Source organism: Streptomyces sp. NPDC008092 (assembly GCF_042957285.1).
In the GTDB taxonomy this organism is placed as follows: domain Bacteria; phylum Actinomycetota; class Actinomycetes; order Streptomycetales; family Streptomycetaceae; genus Streptomyces.
In genome coordinates this window covers 50269-67141 of record NZ_JBIBHY010000002.1, presented here as the reverse complement: position 1 = coordinate 67141, position 16873 = coordinate 50269, and the positions used below count along the sequence as shown (strand labels likewise).

At 72.4% G+C, this 16873-nt stretch carries 16 protein-coding genes; 5 read left to right on the top strand and 11 right to left on the bottom strand.

Annotation, left to right across the window (positions count from 1 at the left end; translation table 11 throughout):
• Positions 1-66: 66 nt before the first annotated feature.
• Positions 67-465 carry a DUF3592 domain-containing protein gene (locus ACFZB3_RS05220; protein WP_391369991.1) on the bottom strand — a complete coding sequence of 133 codons (399 nt, stop codon included), beginning with the start codon at positions 463-465 and terminating at the stop codon, positions 67-69.
• Positions 466-661: 196 nt separating this feature from the next.
• Here ACFZB3_RS05220 and ACFZB3_RS05215 point away from each other — a divergent pair, with 196 nt between their 5' ends.
• From ACFZB3_RS05215 to ACFZB3_RS05205, 3 genes are all read left to right on the top strand, one after another.
• Positions 662-1942: an FUSC family protein gene (locus ACFZB3_RS05215; protein WP_391369988.1), complete on the top strand. Its 1281-nt coding sequence runs from the start codon at positions 662-664 to the stop codon at positions 1940-1942.
• Positions 1939-2985, top strand: a complete 1047-nt coding sequence (locus ACFZB3_RS05210) for a hypothetical protein (RefSeq protein ID WP_391369985.1) — start codon at positions 1939-1941, stop codon at positions 2983-2985. Before ACFZB3_RS05215 ends, ACFZB3_RS05210 begins: the two co-directional genes overlap by 4 nt.
• A 105-nt stretch (positions 2986-3090) precedes the next feature.
• Entirely contained in the window at positions 3091-4293 is a 1203-nt protein-coding gene (locus ACFZB3_RS05205) for a beta-propeller fold lactonase family protein (protein ID WP_391369982.1), read from the top strand.
• On the opposite strand, the gene ACFZB3_RS05200 is transcribed toward ACFZB3_RS05205, so the two are convergent.
• Both ACFZB3_RS05200 and ACFZB3_RS05195 read right to left on the bottom strand, forming a co-directional pair.
• Positions 4261-4992, bottom strand: a complete 732-nt coding sequence (locus ACFZB3_RS05200; RefSeq protein ID WP_391369979.1) for a DUF2470 domain-containing protein — start codon at positions 4990-4992, stop codon at positions 4261-4263. The two genes, ACFZB3_RS05205 and ACFZB3_RS05200, sit on opposite strands and share 33 nt — an antisense overlap.
• Positions 4993-5127: 135 nt before the next feature.
• On the bottom strand, positions 5128-5733 hold the full coding sequence (locus ACFZB3_RS05195) for a TetR family transcriptional regulator (protein WP_391369976.1): 606 nt from the start codon (positions 5731-5733) through the stop codon (positions 5128-5130).
• 108 nt (positions 5734-5841) lie between these two features.
• Between ACFZB3_RS05195 and ACFZB3_RS05190 the strand changes: the two genes are divergently transcribed.
• On the top strand, positions 5842-7383 hold the full coding sequence (locus ACFZB3_RS05190; protein ID WP_391369973.1) for a cytochrome P450: 1542 nt from the start codon (positions 5842-5844) through the stop codon (positions 7381-7383).
• Here ACFZB3_RS05190 and ACFZB3_RS05185 read toward each other — a convergent pair.
• Together ACFZB3_RS05185 and ACFZB3_RS05180 are read right to left on the bottom strand one after the other, a co-directional pair.
• The gene (locus ACFZB3_RS05185) at positions 7339-8175 is read right to left on the bottom strand and encodes a pentapeptide repeat-containing protein (RefSeq protein ID WP_391369970.1); all 837 of its coding nucleotides are present in this window, start codon (positions 8173-8175) and stop codon (positions 7339-7341) included. The genes ACFZB3_RS05190 and ACFZB3_RS05185 overlap by 45 nt on opposite strands.
• A gap of 9 nt (positions 8176-8184) precedes the next feature.
• On the bottom strand, positions 8185-9099 hold the full coding sequence (locus tag ACFZB3_RS05180; RefSeq protein ID WP_391369968.1) for an AraC family transcriptional regulator N-terminal domain-containing protein: 915 nt from the start codon (positions 9097-9099) through the stop codon (positions 8185-8187).
• Positions 9100-9289: 190 nt separating this feature from the next.
• On the opposite strand from ACFZB3_RS05180, the gene ACFZB3_RS05175 reads away from it, so the two are divergent.
• Positions 9290-10372 carry an aldo/keto reductase gene (locus tag ACFZB3_RS05175; RefSeq protein WP_391369965.1) on the top strand — a complete coding sequence of 361 codons (1083 nt, stop codon included), beginning with the start codon at positions 9290-9292 and terminating at the stop codon, positions 10370-10372.
• A gap of 78 nt (positions 10373-10450) precedes the next feature.
• On the opposite strand, the gene sigJ is transcribed toward ACFZB3_RS05175, so the two are convergent.
• The 6 genes from sigJ to rhaS all read right to left on the bottom strand — a co-directional run bounded on the left by sigJ (position 10451) and on the right by rhaS (position 16850).
• The gene (gene sigJ, locus ACFZB3_RS05170; RefSeq protein ID WP_391369962.1) at positions 10451-11374 is read right to left on the bottom strand and encodes an RNA polymerase sigma factor SigJ; all 924 of its coding nucleotides are present in this window, start codon (positions 11372-11374) and stop codon (positions 10451-10453) included.
• A gap of 79 nt (positions 11375-11453) precedes the next feature.
• Complete coding sequence (locus ACFZB3_RS05165; RefSeq protein ID WP_391369959.1) at positions 11454-12755, bottom strand: alpha/beta fold hydrolase; 1302 nt, start codon at positions 12753-12755, stop codon at positions 11454-11456.
• A gap of 97 nt (positions 12756-12852) precedes the next feature.
• Positions 12853-13878: a substrate-binding domain-containing protein gene (locus ACFZB3_RS05160; protein ID WP_391369956.1), complete on the bottom strand. Its 1026-nt coding sequence runs from the start codon at positions 13876-13878 to the stop codon at positions 12853-12855.
• Between the two features lie 100 nt (positions 13879-13978).
• Complete coding sequence (locus ACFZB3_RS05155; RefSeq protein ID WP_391369953.1) at positions 13979-15403, bottom strand: BNR-4 repeat-containing protein; 1425 nt, start codon at positions 15401-15403, stop codon at positions 13979-13981.
• A 26-nt stretch (positions 15404-15429) separates the two neighbouring features.
• Positions 15430-15750, bottom strand: coding sequence for an L-rhamnose mutarotase (locus ACFZB3_RS05150; RefSeq protein WP_391369950.1), 321 nt, complete (start codon positions 15748-15750; stop codon positions 15430-15432).
• 17 nt (positions 15751-15767) lie between these two features.
• Positions 15768-16850 (bottom strand): rhamnose ABC transporter substrate-binding protein, encoded by a 1083-nt coding sequence (gene rhaS, locus ACFZB3_RS05145; RefSeq protein WP_391369948.1) that lies wholly within the window; start codon positions 16848-16850, stop codon positions 15768-15770.
• Positions 16851-16873 lie beyond the last annotated feature (23 nt).

The window sequence follows — 16873 nt, the reverse complement described above, 5'->3', positions numbered from 1 at the left end:
CGGACCGATGCCGGCCGACCCTAGCCGATCACCGCCGGCCCGGTCGCGGCCGTTTCGCCGTGGGGGTCAGCTCGTCGCGGCGATGAGCACCCCGAAACCCAGGAAGACCAGCGCGCCGAACGTCAGGAACACCACCGGACCGACGACGTGCCGCCACATGCGTACCCGGGCGACCTGCGGGTTCTGGGCCAGGTAGACGACCTCCACCTGGCGTCCCGTCGCCAGCCCCATGCCGGTGCCCTGCGCCCGCGGCGAGAACTCCACCCGGTAGCCGAGGCGGTCCGTGAAGGCGATGACCGGGACCCACTTCGGCCCGTCGCTGTCCGTGGTGCGCACGTTGTCCACGACGAGCCCCCAGGTGTGCACCCCGTGCCGCCGCAGACGGTGGACCACGCGGCCCTCGTGGACCGCGGCCACGAGCAGCCCCAGACCGGCCACCGCGCACAGCACCGCGCCGATGTTCAATGCCTCAACCCTTCCGCCCCGCCCGACCGTTCAGCACCTCGGACGCAGAAGACGCGTCGGCCCGGCGTTCGGTTTCCGGGGCGCGGGTACCGGGCCGGAAACCCTCCGTAATCGGCTCTGGTCAAGCAGCCACCGGCGCGCGAGGATCTGCGGAGAACACGTTCGCCGTGACGCACGAGTGGGAACAGGCCAAGGGATGCACAACGTACGGAAGTGGGCCGAGGGGCTGTCCCGACTCCTGCGGCGGCACCGGGACCCGGTGGTCGTCCAGACGCTGCGGTCGGCCACCGCGGCCACGATCGCCTACGTCGTCGCACTCCACCTGAGCCCCGAACCGGCACCGCTGACCGCCCCGCTGACCGCGCTGCTGGTCGTCCAGGTGACCCTGTACGCCACGCTGACCAACGGTTTCCGCCGGGTCAACTCGGTGGTGGCCGGGGTGCTGGTCGCCATCGCCTTCAGCCAGCTGGTGGGGCTGACCTGGTGGAGCCTGGCCCTGCTGATCGTGGCGTCACTGGCGGTGGGGCACCTGGTGCGCGTCGACGAGTACATCCCCGAGGTGGCGATCAGCGCCATGCTGGTGCTCGGGGTCACCACGATCAGCAGTACCGCGTGGGCGCGGATCGTGGAGACCCTGATCGGCGCCGTCGTCGGCATGGGCTGCAACCTCCTGCTCCCGCCCCCGGTGTGGGTGGACGAGGCCGGCGAGTCGATCGAGGGCCTGGCCCGCCGGCTGCGCCAGCTGATGCTGCGGATGGGTGAGGAGGCGGCGGAGATCATGCCCTGGCAGCAGGCCGCCGCCCGGCTGCACGAGGCCCGTCGCCTGGACCATGCCATCGTCGAGGTGGACGCGGCGCTGCGGCAGGCGGAGGACAGTCTGCGGCTCAATCCGCGGGTCAGGGAGGGCCTGCTGCACCGGGTGGTGCTGCGCACCGGCCTGGACACGCTGGAGATCTGCACGGTCGTGCTGCGCGTGCTGGCCCGCACCTTCACCGACCTGGCCAAGGCCCGCGAGCCCGAACCGCTCTTCGCGTCGGACGCCGGTGCGGCCGTCGAGCAGCTGCTCTCCCAGATCGCCGACGCCGTGGTCAGCTTCGCGGTGCTGGTGACCACCAGCATCAGCGAGAACGCCGAGTCGGCCGAGGCCCGGCTCGCCGCCGAGCTGCACACCGCGTCCGGCACCCGCGACAAGCTCGCCGACCTGCTCCAGGAGGAGATCCGCCGCGACGACCGGAACTGGCAGCTGCTCGGCGCCGTCCTGACCGAGGTAAACCGGCTCCTCGACGAGCTGGACACCGAGCACCGCACCCGCCGGCTGCTGGAGGAACTGGACCGGGTCTCCGGCGAGCAGCGCGCCAGGCGGCCGCGGCTGACCTGGCTGCGGGAGCGGGTGGGCGTACCGGAGCTGCTGCGGCGGAACCGGGCCGGTGGTGCGGCGCGTTCTCCCTCCAGGACGGGGAAGGGGGCACGCCGATGACGGACACGGCGGTACGGATCGACGGGAACACACTGCGGCTGCCGGGCGGGGTGGCGGTGCGGTTCGTGCGCACGCTGCGGCTGCCGGAGACGGGCACGCATCCGCTGCCGCCGGGGCTGGGTGACTTCCCGGTCCGGCGGGTGGGCGACTACCCGGAGACGGCTCCGGCCGAGTGGCGGGCGCGGGGCAGGGTGATGCTGCCGGTGTACCTGCGCGAGGCGATGTGGCTGAGCTTCGCGGGCACGACGGAACCGGCCGCGCTCCAGGTCGGCGTGGGCAAGGTGTGCGCGGTGTCCGGCGAGCCGTGGCGCGACCGGCTGTCCCGGAAGCCGCAGAACTATCTGGTCCTGCCGCGCCAGCCGTGGCTGGACGGGATCAACTCCGGAAAGGGCACGGTGCGCCAGTTCGTGGCGGTGCCGCTCGGGCTGGGCGCGACGGTGGAGGGGCAGGTCACCGGTGAGGAGGTGTGGGGCGGGGTGCAGCTGCAGTCCTTCACCCTCCGGGACGGCCCGCTCGCCGAGTGGCGGCGCCAGGAGCGGCTGCGGCAGGAACGGCTGCGGCGGGAGCGCATGCGCGGGCCGGCCGGCGGCGTCGGCGCGGCCCTGCCGATGATGTCCGCCCTCCCCGCCCCCGCCCCGGGCGCGGCCCCGGCCGCCAGGTCGGCCGGGATGGGCCTCGGGGTCGGCGGCTCGATGCGCCAGGAGGTGTACGAGGACGACCGGCCGCTCGGGGACTGGGCCGAGACGCCGGCCGGGCGCGTCTTCGTGCACCTGGTCACGCCCCCGCAGTGGCACCGCATCACGGGCGAGGCGCCCCCGCCGTCGCCGGTGGACCGGGCGGCGTACACCCGCGCGGGGCTGCCCTGGTACGACTACTACGACCAGGACGCCCGGGATCTCGCCCCCACGGACGCCCTGGAGGCGGTCAAGCCGGTCGGCGACTGGCTCGGCGACGATCTGGAGCCCTGGCAGCAGCCGGCCCAGGGGCAGGTGATGCCTCTGAAGGACGCACCGGGCAAGCCGGTGGAGGACGGCGACTGGTGACACCGTTGCACTGGATGCAACGGCTGTTGCCTTTCTTGCGCTGCCCCCGTGGTCCACGTCAAGGTGTGTCAGGTCCGGGGTGACTCACGACCTGAGGTGCGTGGCATGGGCAGTGGTACGGAAGGGACGCGCGGCGGCTGGAGCAGGCGCCGGTTCGTCGGCGCGCTGGCGGGCACGGCCGCGGTGGTCGCGGTCCCGGCGCCCGCGGCACCGCCCGTGGAGCGGCCGCACCGGGCGGCGCGCCCGGCGGCCGTCACCCCGGCGCAGACACCCCCGGCGTCCCGCCCGCTCTACCTCGGCACCTACACCTCGGTGGACGGCGGCGGCACCGGCATCGGCATCGTCGCCTACGATCCGGCGACCGGGGCGATCACCGGCGCCGGCACGCTCACGGGGGTCGCCGACCCGTCGTACCTCGCGGTCCACCCGGACGGCCGCACGCTCTACGCGGTGAACGAGCGTACGGACGGAAGCGTGACCGCCGTACGCCTGGCGGACCGGAAGATCCTGGGCAGCCGGAGCACGGGCGGAGCGGGCTCCTGTCACCTCTCGGTCCATCCCACCGGCCGCTGGCTGCTGAGCGCCGACTACACCTCGGGCAGCGTGGCCGTGCACCCGATCGACGCCTCGGGCGCCCTCGGCGAGCGCACGGCCCTGGTCGCGCACTCCAGTCCGGCCCCCGGGCCCGGTCAACAGGGGCCGCACGCGCACCAGTTCATCACCAGCCCGGACGGCGGCCACGTCCTCGCCGTGGACCTGGGCACCGACACGGTCTACAGCTACCGTCTCGACCCCGCACGGGGCACGCTCACCGAGGTGGCCCAGGCGCACACGAAGCCGGGGGCGGGACCGCGCCACCTGACCTTCCATCCGGGCGGACGGTACGCGTACCTGGCCGACGAGGTGGGCGACACGGTCGCCGTCTGCGGCTACGACCCGGCCACCGGCCGGCTGACGATCGGCGCGCCGCAGTCCTCCGGCAGTGCCGCAGGCACCACCAACTACCCGGCCCAGTTCCTCGTCACCGCGGACGGCGGCTACGCCTATCTGGCCAACCGGGGCGCCAACACGCTCGCCAGGTACGCGGTCGAGGCCGCCGGGGCCCGGCTGCGGCTGCTGGACACGGTGCCGGTGCACGGGGACTTCCCGCGGCAGATCGCCTTCTCCCCCGACGGCCGGCTGCTGTTCGCGGCCAGCCAGCGGTCCGGCACCGTGAGCGTCTTCACCGTCGACCCCGACACCGGTGAACTCCGGCTCGCGGGCGAGCCGTTCGCGTCACCGGTCGCCGTCTGCGCGCTGCCGCTGTAGCGTCCGCGGGCAGGAGGCGGCCGCGCTCGCCTGGGCCAGCAGGACGTGCATGCGCTCGGTGAGCTGGGAGATGTCGTCGGCCGGCGCGTGGAAGGCGAGCCGTACGTCGCCGTGCGCGCGGGTGCGCTCGATGCGCAGGGTCAGTCCGTGCCGGTCCACGGCGAGCGGCTGCACGCGGGTCGCGGCGTGCAGGCTCTCGGGCTCGACGAGCCGGGTGAGCCGCTCGACGGCGTCCGGGTGGGAGTCGGCGAGGTGGGTGAGCAGTTTGGCCTCGGCGCCGGCCAGCGGGTCCGGGCGGGCGGCGGCGAACTCGTCGAGGTCGACGACCACCGCGCCGGAGGGCCTGCGCAGCACCACCCGGGTGGGGTGGAAGACGAGGTGTTCGTCGACGGGGGCGAACCAGCCGGCCATCCAGAGCCGGGCCCGGATCCGGCCCCGCACCGGGACGGGCGCCACGTCGGCGAACTCCAGCACCGCGGCCGGTTCGCCGCGCGGGGCGCAGATCGCGGCCGTCAGCAGCGCGCTGTCCTCGGGCACGTGCAGCAGTACCCGGCCGTCGTCGGCGACGGCGTGCGCGCCGACGTACTCCTCGCGTCCGCCGTCCGCGGTCACCATGCACGACCACGCGACGGCCAGCAGGGACCGGGCCTGCTCCGCCGCACCGGGTCCGGCCGCCCAGGCTGCCTGTTCGTCACCCATCCCGCATCCTCCTTAGGTAAGGCTCACCTAACTTATCGAAGATCGGGGTGTACGCCAAGCACGGAGCGCATCGCACAGGTGAAGGACAGGGAGGGGAAGGGAGCGGGGGAGGGGAAGGGAAGGGAGCCGGGGCAGTCAGGAGATGACGCCCAGCAGGGCCCGCGCGCACAGGTCCCGCACCTGTTCCCGGGTCAGTTCCTCGGTGCGCAGCCACTCCAGGCAGACGTGGGTGGTGAAGGCGAGCCAGCCGCGCACCGCGAGCCGGGTGTCGGGGCGCCGGTCGAGGGCGGGTCCGAACTCGGGGTCGGCGGCGAGGGCGGCGAGGATCTGGCGCTCCTGGGCGGCCTGGGCCTGCCGGTAGACGCGGCGCACGGCCTGGTCGCCGGAGGCCTCCGCGCGATGGAAGGCGCGGAAGCCGTGCGCATGGGTCTGGACGTAGTCGAGGTAGACGTCGAGGCCCGCGGTGAGCTGGTCACGGGCGGACACGCCCGGCTCGGCCGCCGTCATCCGCAGCATCCGCTCGCTCTCGCGCGCCACCACCGCCGCGAAGAAATCACGTTTCGTCGGAAAATAGTGGTACAGCAGACCTCGGGAGACCCCCGCGATCTCGGCGACCTGCTCGATCCACACGTCGTCGTACGGGCTCTCCGAGAAGAGCCTGGCCCCGACCGAGAGGAGCTGCTCACGGCGGGCCGCGGTGCTGAGTCTGCGGCGGCTGCGCTCACCCTGCTCCGGAACCATGTCCGCACCTTACTTGACGCGGGTTCAACAACGGGACGAGACTGACACCGCCTATTGAACCCACGTACAACGAGATCGACGTGCCGCAGCACCGAGGGAGATCGCGTCATGGCGGAGACGGCCGCGCAGCCGGGGACCGGGACGGACGGCCCGCTGCCGAAGGGGTTCCGGGGCGCCGAGCAGGGCTGGCCCGAACTGCACCGCATCCCGCACCCGCCGCGCCGCCTGCCGCTCCTCGGCGACGTCCTGGGCGTGAACCGGCGCACCCCGCTGCAGGACTCGATGCGGATCGGCGGGCAGCTGGGCCCGGTCTTCCGGCGCAAGGCGTTCGGCAACGAGTTCGTGTTCGTGTGGGGCGCCGAACCGGCCACCGACATGGCCGACGAGTCGCGGTTCGCCAAGCACGTGGGGCTCGGGGTGGCCAATCTCCGCCCGGTCGCCGGGGACGGCCTGTTCACGGCCTACAACCACGAGCCGAACTGGCAGCTGGCGCACGACGTGCTGGCCCCGGGCTTCAGCCGGGAGGCCATGGAGGGCTACCACGCGATGATGCTGGCGGTCGCCGGGCGGCTGACCGACCACTGGGACCGCGAGCTGGCCGCCGGCCGCTGGGTGGACGTACCCGGCGACATGACCAAGCTGACCCTGGAGACGATCGCCCGCACCGGCTTCGGGCACGACTTCGGCTCGTTCGAGCGGGACCGCCCGCACCCCTTCGTCACCGCGATGATCGGCACGCTCACCTACGCGCAGCGCCTGAACAGCGTGCCCGGGCCGCTGGCCCCGCTGATGCTGCGGCAGGCCGCCCGGCGCAACGCGGCCGACATCGACTTCCTCAACCGCACGGTCGACGACCTCGTCGCCGAGCGGCGCAGGACCGGCCGCGGCGAGGGCGACCTGCTCGACCGGATGCTGGACACGGCCCACCCGGAGACCGGCGAGCGGCTCTCCGCCGAGAACGTACGACGGCAGGTGATCACCTTCCTGGTGGCCGGCCACGAGACCACCTCGGGCGCGCTCTCCTTCGCCCTGCACTACCTCGCCCTGCACCCGGAGATCGCCGCCCGGGCGGCCGCCGAGGTGGACCGCGTATGGGGCGACACGCCCGCGCCGGGCTACGACCAGGTGGCCAGACTCCGTTACGTGCGCCGGATCCTCGACGAGTCGCTGCGGCTGTGGCCGACGGCTCCCGCCTTCGCCCGCGAGGCCCGCCGGGACACCGTGCTGGCCGGCGGGCACCCGATGCGCCGGGGCGCCTGGGCGCTGGTCCTGACGCCGATGCTGCACCGGGACCCCGCGGTGTGGGGCCCGGACGCCGAGAGCTTCGACCCGGACCGGTTCGAGGCGAAGGCGGCCCGCGGCCGCGCCCCGCACACCTTCAAACCCTTCGGCACGGGCGCGCGCGCCTGTATCGGCCGCCAGTTCGCGCTGCACGAGGCCACCCTGGTCCTCGGCCTGCTGCTGCGCCGCTACGGCCTCGGCGCCGACCCGGACTACCGGCTGCGGGTGACCGAGCGGCTGACGCTGATGCCGGACGGCCTGCGGCTGCGCCTTGAGCGGCGCACCCCCGCCCCGGCGCCGGTGACCGTGCCGGACGCACCCGGGTCAGAGAACGGCGACGGCTGTCCAGTGCACGGGGCGGGTGACTGACCCCGGCAGCCGTGTCCCCGCGTTGCCCCGCGCCGCGTCGAGCTGGGGCTGGGTCAGGAAGAGGGCGCCCGTGAGGTCCGCGTCGCGGAGGTCGGCGTCCCTGAGGTCGGCGCCGATCAGGTCGGCGTCCCGCAGATCGGCCCCGGTGAGGTCGGCGGCGATGAGGTAGGCGCCGCGCAGGCTCGCCCCGCGCAGGTCGGCGCCCCGGAGCCGGGCGCCCATCAGGTCGGCGCCCCGCCGGTCCTTCTTCCGGCCGCGCACCCCCGCCCGGACCAGCTCGCTGGTCCGCAGCAGCAGCACGTTGACCTCCTGCCGGTGGGCGGCGACGTCCAGGGCGGCCAGCTCTTCGGGCGTACCGAGACTCAGCTGCTCGGTCTTGCGCAGCGCCGCGCGCAGCTCGTCGTGGACGGGGCGGGCGGCGGCCAGGCCGAGGGCCTCCGTCAGATACCGGAGCAGTTCGTGCAGCTGCCGTACGACCGGGAACGCGTCGAACATCCGGCGGGCTTCCTCGGCGGACCCGCCGCGCCAGTCCCGGCCGCCGAAGGTGACCTGGGAGACCTTCTGCCCGGCGCCGAAGCAGTCGTAGACCGTACAGCCGCTGAACCCCTGCTGCCGCAGTTCGGCGTGGATGCCGCAGCGGTGGTCGCCGCCGAGGTTGCGGCAGGGCTTTCCGGCGGGCTTGTCGACCGCGAAGTCCGCGGACGCGGCGAACGGCAGGGCGACACAGCAGAGCCCGAAACAGCGGGCGCAGTCCCCGCGCAGCCGAGCCTGTTCGGATATGTGTTCTGGCACCCGGTCAGCCTACTGACCGGCGAGGACGCCCTCGTCCGAATTTCTCAGCCGGGCCGCGTCCGCTCCCGGCGGCCGGCCGAACTGCCGCCGGTACTCGCGGCTGAACTGGGAGGCGCTGTCGTAGCCGACCGCGTACCCCACGTCGGACACGTCTTCGGTGCTGCTCATCAGGCGCAGCCGGGCCTCCTGGAGCCGGATGTGCTTCTGGTACTGGATCGGGGTCATCGCGGTGACCGCGCGGAAGTGCCGGTGGAACGGGGAGGCGCTCATCCCGGAGAGCCGGGCCAGGTCCTCGACACGCAGGGTGTCGGTGTAGTGCTCGCGGATGTGGCGGACGGCCCGCCCGATCTGGGTGAGCCTGCTGTCGGCGAGCCCGATCTGCCGGACCAGCGTGCTCTGCTCCCCGGTGACCAGCCGCCACAGGATCTCCCGCTCGATCATCGGGGCGAGCACCGGGATGTCGGCGGGCCGGTCGAGCAGCCGGACCATCCGGCAGGCGGCGTCGACCAGGTCGGCGGGCGCCTCGCCGACCGCGAGCGCGGGCAGATCGGTACGGCGGCGCACCCCGCCCGCGTGCGGGTCGGTGCCGGTCTCCAGGAGCAGGGCGGCGATGCGCGCGGGCCGCAGCCGGAAGCCGAACCCCAGGAACGGCGTCTCGCGACTGGCCCGGGTGCACTGACCGCTGACCGGCAGGTCGACCGAGACGACCAGGTACTGGCCCGCCTCGTAGTCGTAGATCCGGCCGCCCAGCGTCAGCCGTTTGGCGCCCTGGGCGACCAGGGCGAGGACGGGGTCCACGATGCCCGAGCGCGGCCCGGTGGGCCGTTCGGCGCGGGTCAGCATCAGGCCGTCGACCGCGGGGACCGCGTCGGCGTCGCGCGGGGCGTGCCGGTCGATCAGGGCGCACAGTTCGTCGAGGGACACGCCCCCGATTCAAACGCGGGCCGGGGGACGGCCGCAACGCCCTCCCCCCTCTCCCCCACCCGGAAACCCGGCAGCTCGGAAACCCGGCAGGATCGTGCAAGCCACCGGTGTGATCGCCCTAACGTTCCCGCAGCTCAGCCTGGTTTGCTCGAAGAGTCGTATTCCCCACGCATCTTCCACGGAGCATTTCATGGCACTCGACTCGTACGTCGGTCTCGGCCGGTCCGGCCTCAAGGTGAGCCCCTTCTGCCTCGGCGCGATGAACTTCGGCGAGGACGGCGGCTTCGGCTGCTCGGTCGAGGAGTCGGAGAAGATCCTCCAGACCTATCTCGACCTCGGCGGCAACTTCGTCGACACCGCGAACTTCTACACCAACGGCCACTCCGAGGCGATCCTCGGCGACTTCCTGGCCGCCCGCCCCGGCCGCCGCGACCGCCTGGTGCTGGCCACCAAGTTCTTCGGCAACCTGCACCTGGGCGACCCCAACGGCGGCGGCGCCGGCCGCAAGGCGATCGTCGCCCAGCTGGAGGACTCGCTGCGCCGGCTGCGCACCGACTACGTCGACCTGTACTGGCTGCACAACCACGACCGCTCCACCCCGGTCGAAGAGACCCTGCGGACGCTCGACGACCTGGTGACGGCCGGCAAGATCCGCTACGTGGGCTTCTCCGACACCCCGGCCTGGTTCACCGCCAAGGCCCACACCACGGCGCTGCTGCGCGGCTGGACGCCGGTGACGGCGCTGCAGATGGAGTACTCGCTGCTGGAGCGCACCATCGAGGGCGAGCTGATCCCGCTCGCACAGGACGCCGGGATGGGGATGCTGCCCTGGTCCCCGCTCAAGAGCGGCTTCCTCTCCGGGAAGTACCGCAGGGACCGGTCCGCACCGGCCGAGGCGAAGCGGTCGGCCGTCCTCGGGCAGCCGACCGAGGAGCAGTTCACCGTGATCGAGACGCTCGCCGCCGTCGCCGAGGAGACCGGCGCGAGCCCGGCCGCCGTGGCCCTGTCCTGGGTGCAGAACCGCCCCGGCGTCACCTCCACCCTGATCGGCCCGCGCACCCACGCCCACCTGGAGGCCAATGTCGCGGCCCTCGACGTCCGCCTGACACCGGCGCAGACGGCCCGCCTCGACGAGGTGTCCGCCCCGGCACTCGGCTTCCCCCACGACCTCAACCACAGCGTCGGCGCCATGCTCAAGTACGCGGGCGCCACGGTCGACGGGGTGCCGAGCGCGGTGTATCCGCCGCTGCTGGCGAGCACCGCCCGCTACTGATCGGGAGCCGGCCGCGGAACGAGAACTCACGGACCGTGAGCCCCCGCAGGCCCCCGGCCGCCGCCGTCTGAGTGTCCGTCAGTCCTCGTCCCCGGTGAAGTCCAGGCGGTCGAGCCGCTCGGGGTCGGCCAGGATGTACATCTCGGTGATCCGGCCGTCCACGACGGTGACCGCCATGACGGAGAGCGGGCGTCCCCCGGGCGCGGTGACCATGCCGACGGTGCCGTTGACCAGCGCGAGCTGCGCCGCGTCCGCGAACTGCCGGAAGGTGAGCGCCTGTTCGGCCACCGACCGCGCCCCGCGCACCACCTTGGACGCGGCTGCCCCGCGCACCACCTTGGACGCGGCTGCCCCGCGCACCAGCGCGCCCGAGTCGACGCGCAGCACCACGTCCGGGTGGAGCAGCGCGACCAGTGCCTCGAAGTCGCCGCCCCGGGAGGCGGCCAGGAACGCGTCGAGGACCTGGCGCTGCCTGCCCAGGTCCGGGTCGGCCGACGGGGAGGCCCCCTGGATCCGGCGGCGGGCCCGGCTGGCCAGCTGGCGGGTGGCCGCCGAACTGCGTTCCACGACGGGCGCGATGTCGTCGAAGGGCACCGCGAACAGGTCGTGCAGGACGAACGCCAGCCGCTCGGCGGGCTCCAGCGTGTCCAGGACGACGAGGAGGGCGAGCCCGACGGAGTCCGCCGCCAGCACCTCCTGTTCGGGGTCGATGCCCGACAGCGGCCTGATCAGCAGGTCCGGGACGAAGGTCTCGTCGATCGGCTGCTCGCGGCGCGCCGTACGGGAGCGCAGCATGTCGAGGCAGACCCGGCCGACCACCGTGGTCAGCCAGCCGCCCAGGTTCCTGATCTCGTCCGCACCGGTGCGCCCGAGCCTGAGCCAGGCCTCCTGGACGGCGTCGTCGGCCTCGGCGAGGGAGCCGAGCATCCGGTAGGCCACCGCGCGCAGCCGACCGCGGTGTTCCTGGAAGCGGACGGCCAGCAGTTCCGTGTCCATGGTCATGACGTTCGTGTCCCCCGTTCGTCCACGACCGCAGACTATGCGGGCCCGACGCACCCGCAACCGGTTTTACCGGCGGCGGTCACACCTCGTCGCGGGCGAGCGCGAGGAGCCGGTCCAGGACCCGGGGGGCGCCTACGCGCAGTCCGTCGTGCTCGAACTCGTCGGTGACCCAGGTGCGCAGGCCCCGGACGGCCCGGGCGGTCGCCAGCGAGTGCCCGGCGTCGACGTACATGTCGTCGTGGTAGACGGCGGCGGCGACCGGGACCTCGTTGGCGGCCAGGCGGGCCGGGTCGTACAGCGGCTGCCAGTCGGTGCGGGCTGCGAGCAGGTCGGCCGCCGCCTTCAGGGGCCGCAGGGCCGGGTCGGTCTCGAACATCCAGGGGTGCACGGTCTCCCCGGTGAACAGCACCGGGGCGTCGCCCGCGAGCGCCTTGGCCGCGTCGAACTGCGGGAACTCGGCACGGACCCGCTCGGCCGCCCAGGCGGTGGGGCGGGCGTCCTGGCCGTAGACCGGCTCGTGGACCAGGGCGTACAGCGGGTTGCTCGCGTACGACAGCAGGCCCTGGACCTGCTCCTGGAAGGCGTCGGAGAGTTCAAGGCCGGCCGGGGTGCGGACGAACGCGTCCTCCAGGAGGAAGTGCAGGCGGTGGCTGCCGTCGCCGGTGCCCAGCATCAGGCCGAGGGACTGGAAGGCCTCCACGGTGAGCCGGTAGCCGTTCGGCAGCAGGGTCTCGTGCTCCAGGAGGTGCTCGGCGATCCGGCGGGTCCGCTCGACGTCCTGCGGGTAGCGGTCGTAGTGCGCGGCGACCTTGCGCTCGATACGCGGGTAGGCGGCGCGGTAGACGTCGTCGGCGTGCGCGTCCAGGGAGGGCAGGCCGCCGGTGATCACGGAGGTCTTCAGGCCCTCGGGGAAGAACGACAGGTACGTCACCGTGCAGAAGCCGCCGAAGCTCTGGCCGAGGGTCGTCCAGGGGGCGCCGCCGGTGACCTGCGGGCGGATCGCCTCGCAGTCCCGGACGATCGAGTCGGCGCGGAAGCGGGCCAGATGGTCCGCCTGGGCGGCCGGGCCGCCGCGCAGCGGGAGGGTCTGCCGGCTGACGGGGGTGGAGCGGCCGGTGCCGCGCTGGTCGAGAAGGAGGACGCGGTAGTCCTGCAGGGCCCGGTCGAGCCAGGCCTGCCGCCCGACGAAACGATTCGCTCCGAATCCGGGACCACCCTGCAGATACAGCAGCCAGGGCAGCTCCCGGTCCGCCTTGTCGCTCGCGACCGCCTCCCGGGCGTACAGCTCGATGGTCTCGCCGTCCGGGTCCGCGTGGTCGAGGGGGACGGTGAAGTGGCGGTCGGTGAGGACGACGCCGGGCTGGCGGTAGCTGAGGCTCAACGGTTCTCCCGGGACGGACGGATGGTCGCGTCCCAGTTCAGCACATGTCCCCGGCGGATCCGCCCCCGGGATCATGAAATCGTTACTGAATAACCGATCAGCGGGTGGCGAGGCTGGAGCGCCGCACCACCAGCTCCGGCTGGAGCACCACCCGGCGGTGCTCGTGCGCCGCGGGTCCGTCCCGTTCCTCGGTCTCCTCCAGGAGGAGGTCCGCGGCCATGGCCCCCATGGTCACGGCGGGCTGGCGGACCGAGGTCAGCGGCACGGCGGCCGCGGCGGCGAACTCGATGTCGTCGTAGCCGACGATCGCGAGGTCGTCCGGGACGACCACCCCGGCCGCGTACATGGCCTGCAGGACCCCGAGGGCGAGGAGGTCGTTGGCGCAGAACACGGCGGTGGGCCGGTCGGCGAGGCCGAGCAGGCGGGCGCCCGCGTCCCGCCCGGCGGCCACGTCGAGCCGTTCGGTCGGCAGCTCGCGCAGCGCGTCGGGGCCGAGCCCCGCCTCGGCAAGGGCGTTCAGGGCGCCCGTGCGGCGGTCGCGGACCTGGTTGAAGCCGGGCGGCCCGCTGACGTACGCGATGGACCGGTGCCCGGCATCGACGAGGTGGCGCACGGCCAGCGCGCCGCCCGCCACGTCGTCCACGCTGACCGAGCACTCGGTGGTGCCCTCGGCGACCCGGTCGACCAGCACGAAGGGGATGCCGTGCCGACGGAAGGTCTCGATGTTGCGGCCGGTGGCGTCCGCCGGGGTGAGCAGGACGCCGCGCACCCGCTGCTCGGCGAAGAGCGAGAGGTACTCGGCCTCCTCGCCGGCGTTCTGCGCACTGTTGCAGACCATCACGCCGAGCCCGGCGTCCCGGGCCGCCCGCTCGGCGCCCCGGGCCACGTCCACGAAGAAGGGGTTGCCCATGTCGAGGACGAGCAGGCCCATGATCCTGCTACGGCCCGCGCGCAGCTGGCGTGCCGACTCGCTGCGGACGTAGCCGAGCCGGTCGATCGCCGACTGCACCCGCGCCCGGGTCTCGCCGGCGACGGTGTCAGGGCGGTTGATGACGTTCGAGACCGTGCCCACCGAGACTCCGGCGGCGCGGGCGACGTCCTTGATACCCACCGACTGGGCCATCGGTCGAGACCTCCAGGAAACATGGACGGCGCCTTCACCACGCGGAAGGGCACATCCGGAAGGGCTTCACATTACGACATGACTCGCACACCGGTCCGGGTCAGGCGGGCAGGGCGAAGTCGACGACATGGAGCGCGGAGGGTGTCGTGCCGCTCGACGTCTCCTGGTACATGAACGACAGCACGCCGTCCGCCCTGACACGCAGCTCGTCGATCACGACCTCGCCGAAGGCGTTCAGGTCGCTGCCGTCGTACAGCAGCGCCCAGTCGGAGTAGCCGGAGGCCTTGGACGCGCCGGCGATCCGGCCGCGGGGGAAGACGGCGTAGGCGTTGTCGTACCTGTCCAGGACCAGCTTGGTGCGCTGGGTGGAGTTCAGGGCGACCGGGATCTCGGTCTTCTGCCAGGTGCCGGAGGAGTTCTTGCGCAGGTGGAAGGCGCGGCCGTGCGCGGTGCGGTCGGCGACGTAGTCGGTGGTGCACTGGCCGAAGCGGCCGGGGACGTAGCTGATGACCGCGTGCGGGAGGCCGGTGGAGTCGGTCCACTGGCTCTCCTGGTTCATCAGGGAGTGGTCGGGGTTGAGGGCGTCGACGACCAGCCCGGAGTCGGTGACGGCGACGGTGTCCGAGCTGCCGGTGGTGGCGACCAGGGCGCCGGCGTCGTTGCGCCAGGTCCGGCCGCGGTCCGTGGAGTAGACGTAGCCGGTGTCGTGGTTGGTGATGCCGCCGCTGTTGCACATCACGGCGGCGCTCTGCTCGCGCCAGGTGAAGAAGGAGTGCAGCCGCCCGTTGACGTCGTAGTCGATGCCGTGCAGGTACATGTTGCGGGCGGTCGACGAACCGTGCTCGCTGGTGTACGTCCCGGTGGAGCTGCTCCACTCCCCGAGCGCGGTCCAGCCCGAACCGTCGTACTCCGCAAGGGCGTTGCGGCCGTTCCCGGAGATCCCCACCCGGTAGCTGAGCTGGAGCCTCCCCTCGGGCGTGGAGACGAACTGCGGATAGGTGAACTGCGAGGTGAGCGAGACTCCGTCCAGAGACATCTGTACGGCACCGAAGACGGCTGAGGTCCAGGCGGTGGAGCCGGGGTTGTCGAGCAGTCCGGCCACCGACTTCACGTAGAAGAAGCCGTCGCTGTGCGAGTCCATGTTGATGTGCAGCCGGCCGTCGGTCTTCGACACGCCCATGGAGATCACGTTGTGCGAGTCGCTGGACTTGAGCTGGTGGGCGAGGGTGACGGTCGACCACGACGACCCGCCCAGCACCCGGCGTCCGATCACCGCGGAGCCGGTCGAGGTGTACCAGCCGGCGTACTGGTAGCCGTTGTACGTGAACAGGCCGTTCTTCTGGAAAGAGTTGTTGTTGACCAGGCCGTCGTAGGAGACGAAGAAGACGGCCTGGGAGTCCAGTTGGGTGCTCTGCTGCTTGTTCACCGACGGTCCTGGGTCGGCCGCGCGGGCGGTGCCGGCGGCGAGTGCGGGGGTGGCCACGGCTCCGACGAGGGCGGCACCCAGCACGGTACGTCTCTTCACGAGCGGCTCCTGGAAGGGGGGACGGGTCAGGCGAGGTGGAACACCTCGGTGAGCGGTTTCATCGCCTCGTCGGGACGGGCGCCGTCGAGGGCCTCGAAGAAGGGGCCCATCTCGGTCTGCCAGCGGGAGTTGACCTCGGTGGCCTCCATGCCGGCGCGGGCCGCCGCGAAGTCCTCGGTCTCCAGGTAGCCGACCAGCAGGCCGTCGTCGCGCAGGAAGAGCGAGTAGTTGTGCCAGCCGGTGGCGGAGAGCGCCGCGCGCATCTCCGGCCACACGGCGGCGTGGCGTTCGCGGTACTCGGCGAGCCGGTCCTGCCGGACCTTGAGGAGGAAACAGACGCGCTGCATGAAGTACCGCTCCCGCTCTAGAAGTTGAACTGGTCGATGTTCTTCGCGTCGAACACGGTCGGCTTGCCGAGGTTGATCACGCCGTCCTTGCCGATGGTGTAGGTCGTGTCGCCGGCCTTGAAGGTCTCGCCCTCCTTGCCGGTGATCTGCCCGGAGACGAGCGCGACGGCGGTACGGGCGGCCAGGTCGCCGAGCTTGGCCGGGTCCCACAGCTCGAAGCCCTCGACGGTGCCGTTCTTGACGTACTGGCGCATGTCGTTGGGCGTGCCGAGACCGGTCAGCTTGACCTTGCCCTTGTACTTGGAGCCGGACAGGTACTGGGCGGCCGCCTTGATGCCGACGGTGGTCGGGGAGATGATCCCCTTGAGGTCCGGGTACTGCTGGAGCAGGCCCTGGGTCTGCTGGAAGGACTGCTGGGCGTCGTCGTTGCCGTAGGCGACCTTGACCAGCTTGACGTTCTTGTACTTCGGGTCCTTCAGCTCCTCCTTCATGTACCCGATCCAGGTGTTCTGGTTGGTCGCGGTCTGCGCGGCGCTCAGGATCGCGATCTGGCCCTTGTACCCGATCTGCTCGGCGAGCAGCTGCACCTCGGTACGGCCGAGGTCCTCGGCGCTGGCCTGCGAGACGAAGGCGTTGCGGCAGCCGGCGTTGGTGTCGGAGTCGTAGGTGACGACCTTGATACCGCTGCTCATGGCCTGCTTGAGCGCGGTGCACAGGGCGCCGGGGTCCTGGGCGGACACGGCCATGGCGTTCACCTGCTGCTGGGTCAGGGTGTTGACGTACGAGACCTGCCCGGAGGTGTCGGTCGCGCTGGAGGGACCGACCTCCTTGTACTTGGAGCCCAGTTCGGTGAGCGCCTGCTCGCCGCCCTTGTCGGCGGAGGTGAAGTAGGGGTTGTTGACCTGCTTGGGCAGGAAGCCGACGGTGAGGCCCTTCTTCAGCGCGGCGTTCGGGTCGGCCTTGGCGGTGGAGGTGGCGGCGGACGACTCGTCGCTGCCGGAGTTGTTCTTGGTGGTGCCGCCGCAGGCGGTGGCGGCGAGGGCGAGCGAGGACACGGCGGCGAGGGTCACACAGGCACACCGAAGGGACGACTTACGCATGACGGGTTCCTTCTGAAGTAACG

Excerpts from the sequence above, each read along its gene's own strand:
- ACFZB3_RS05215 (WP_391369988.1), top strand. The coding sequence starts at position 662 with ATGCACAACGTACGGAAGTGGGCCGAGGGGCTGTCCCGACTCCTGCGG.
- ACFZB3_RS05210 (WP_391369985.1), top strand. The coding sequence starts at position 1,939 with ATGACGGACACGGCGGTACGGATCGACGGGAACACACTGCGGCTGCCG.
- ACFZB3_RS05205 (WP_391369982.1), top strand. The coding sequence starts at position 3,091 with ATGGGCAGTGGTACGGAAGGGACGCGCGGCGGCTGGAGCAGGCGCCGG.
- ACFZB3_RS05200 (WP_391369979.1), bottom strand. The coding sequence starts at position 4,992 with ATGGGTGACGAACAGGCAGCCTGGGCGGCCGGACCCGGTGCGGCGGAG.
- ACFZB3_RS05195 (WP_391369976.1), bottom strand. The coding sequence starts at position 5,733 with ATGGTTCCGGAGCAGGGTGAGCGCAGCCGCCGCAGACTCAGCACCGCG.
- ACFZB3_RS05190 (WP_391369973.1), top strand. The coding sequence starts at position 5,842 with ATGGCGGAGACGGCCGCGCAGCCGGGGACCGGGACGGACGGCCCGCTG.
- ACFZB3_RS05175 (WP_391369965.1), top strand. The coding sequence starts at position 9,290 with ATGGCACTCGACTCGTACGTCGGTCTCGGCCGGTCCGGCCTCAAGGTG.
- sigJ (WP_391369962.1), bottom strand. The coding sequence starts at position 11,374 with ATGACCATGGACACGGAACTGCTGGCCGTCCGCTTCCAGGAACACCGC.
- ACFZB3_RS05160 (WP_391369956.1), bottom strand. The coding sequence starts at position 13,878 with ATGGCCCAGTCGGTGGGTATCAAGGACGTCGCCCGCGCCGCCGGAGTC.
- ACFZB3_RS05150 (WP_391369950.1), bottom strand. The coding sequence starts at position 15,750 with ATGCAGCGCGTCTGTTTCCTCCTCAAGGTCCGGCAGGACCGGCTCGCC.
- rhaS (WP_391369948.1), bottom strand. The coding sequence starts at position 16,850 with ATGCGTAAGTCGTCCCTTCGGTGTGCCTGTGTGACCCTCGCCGCCGTG.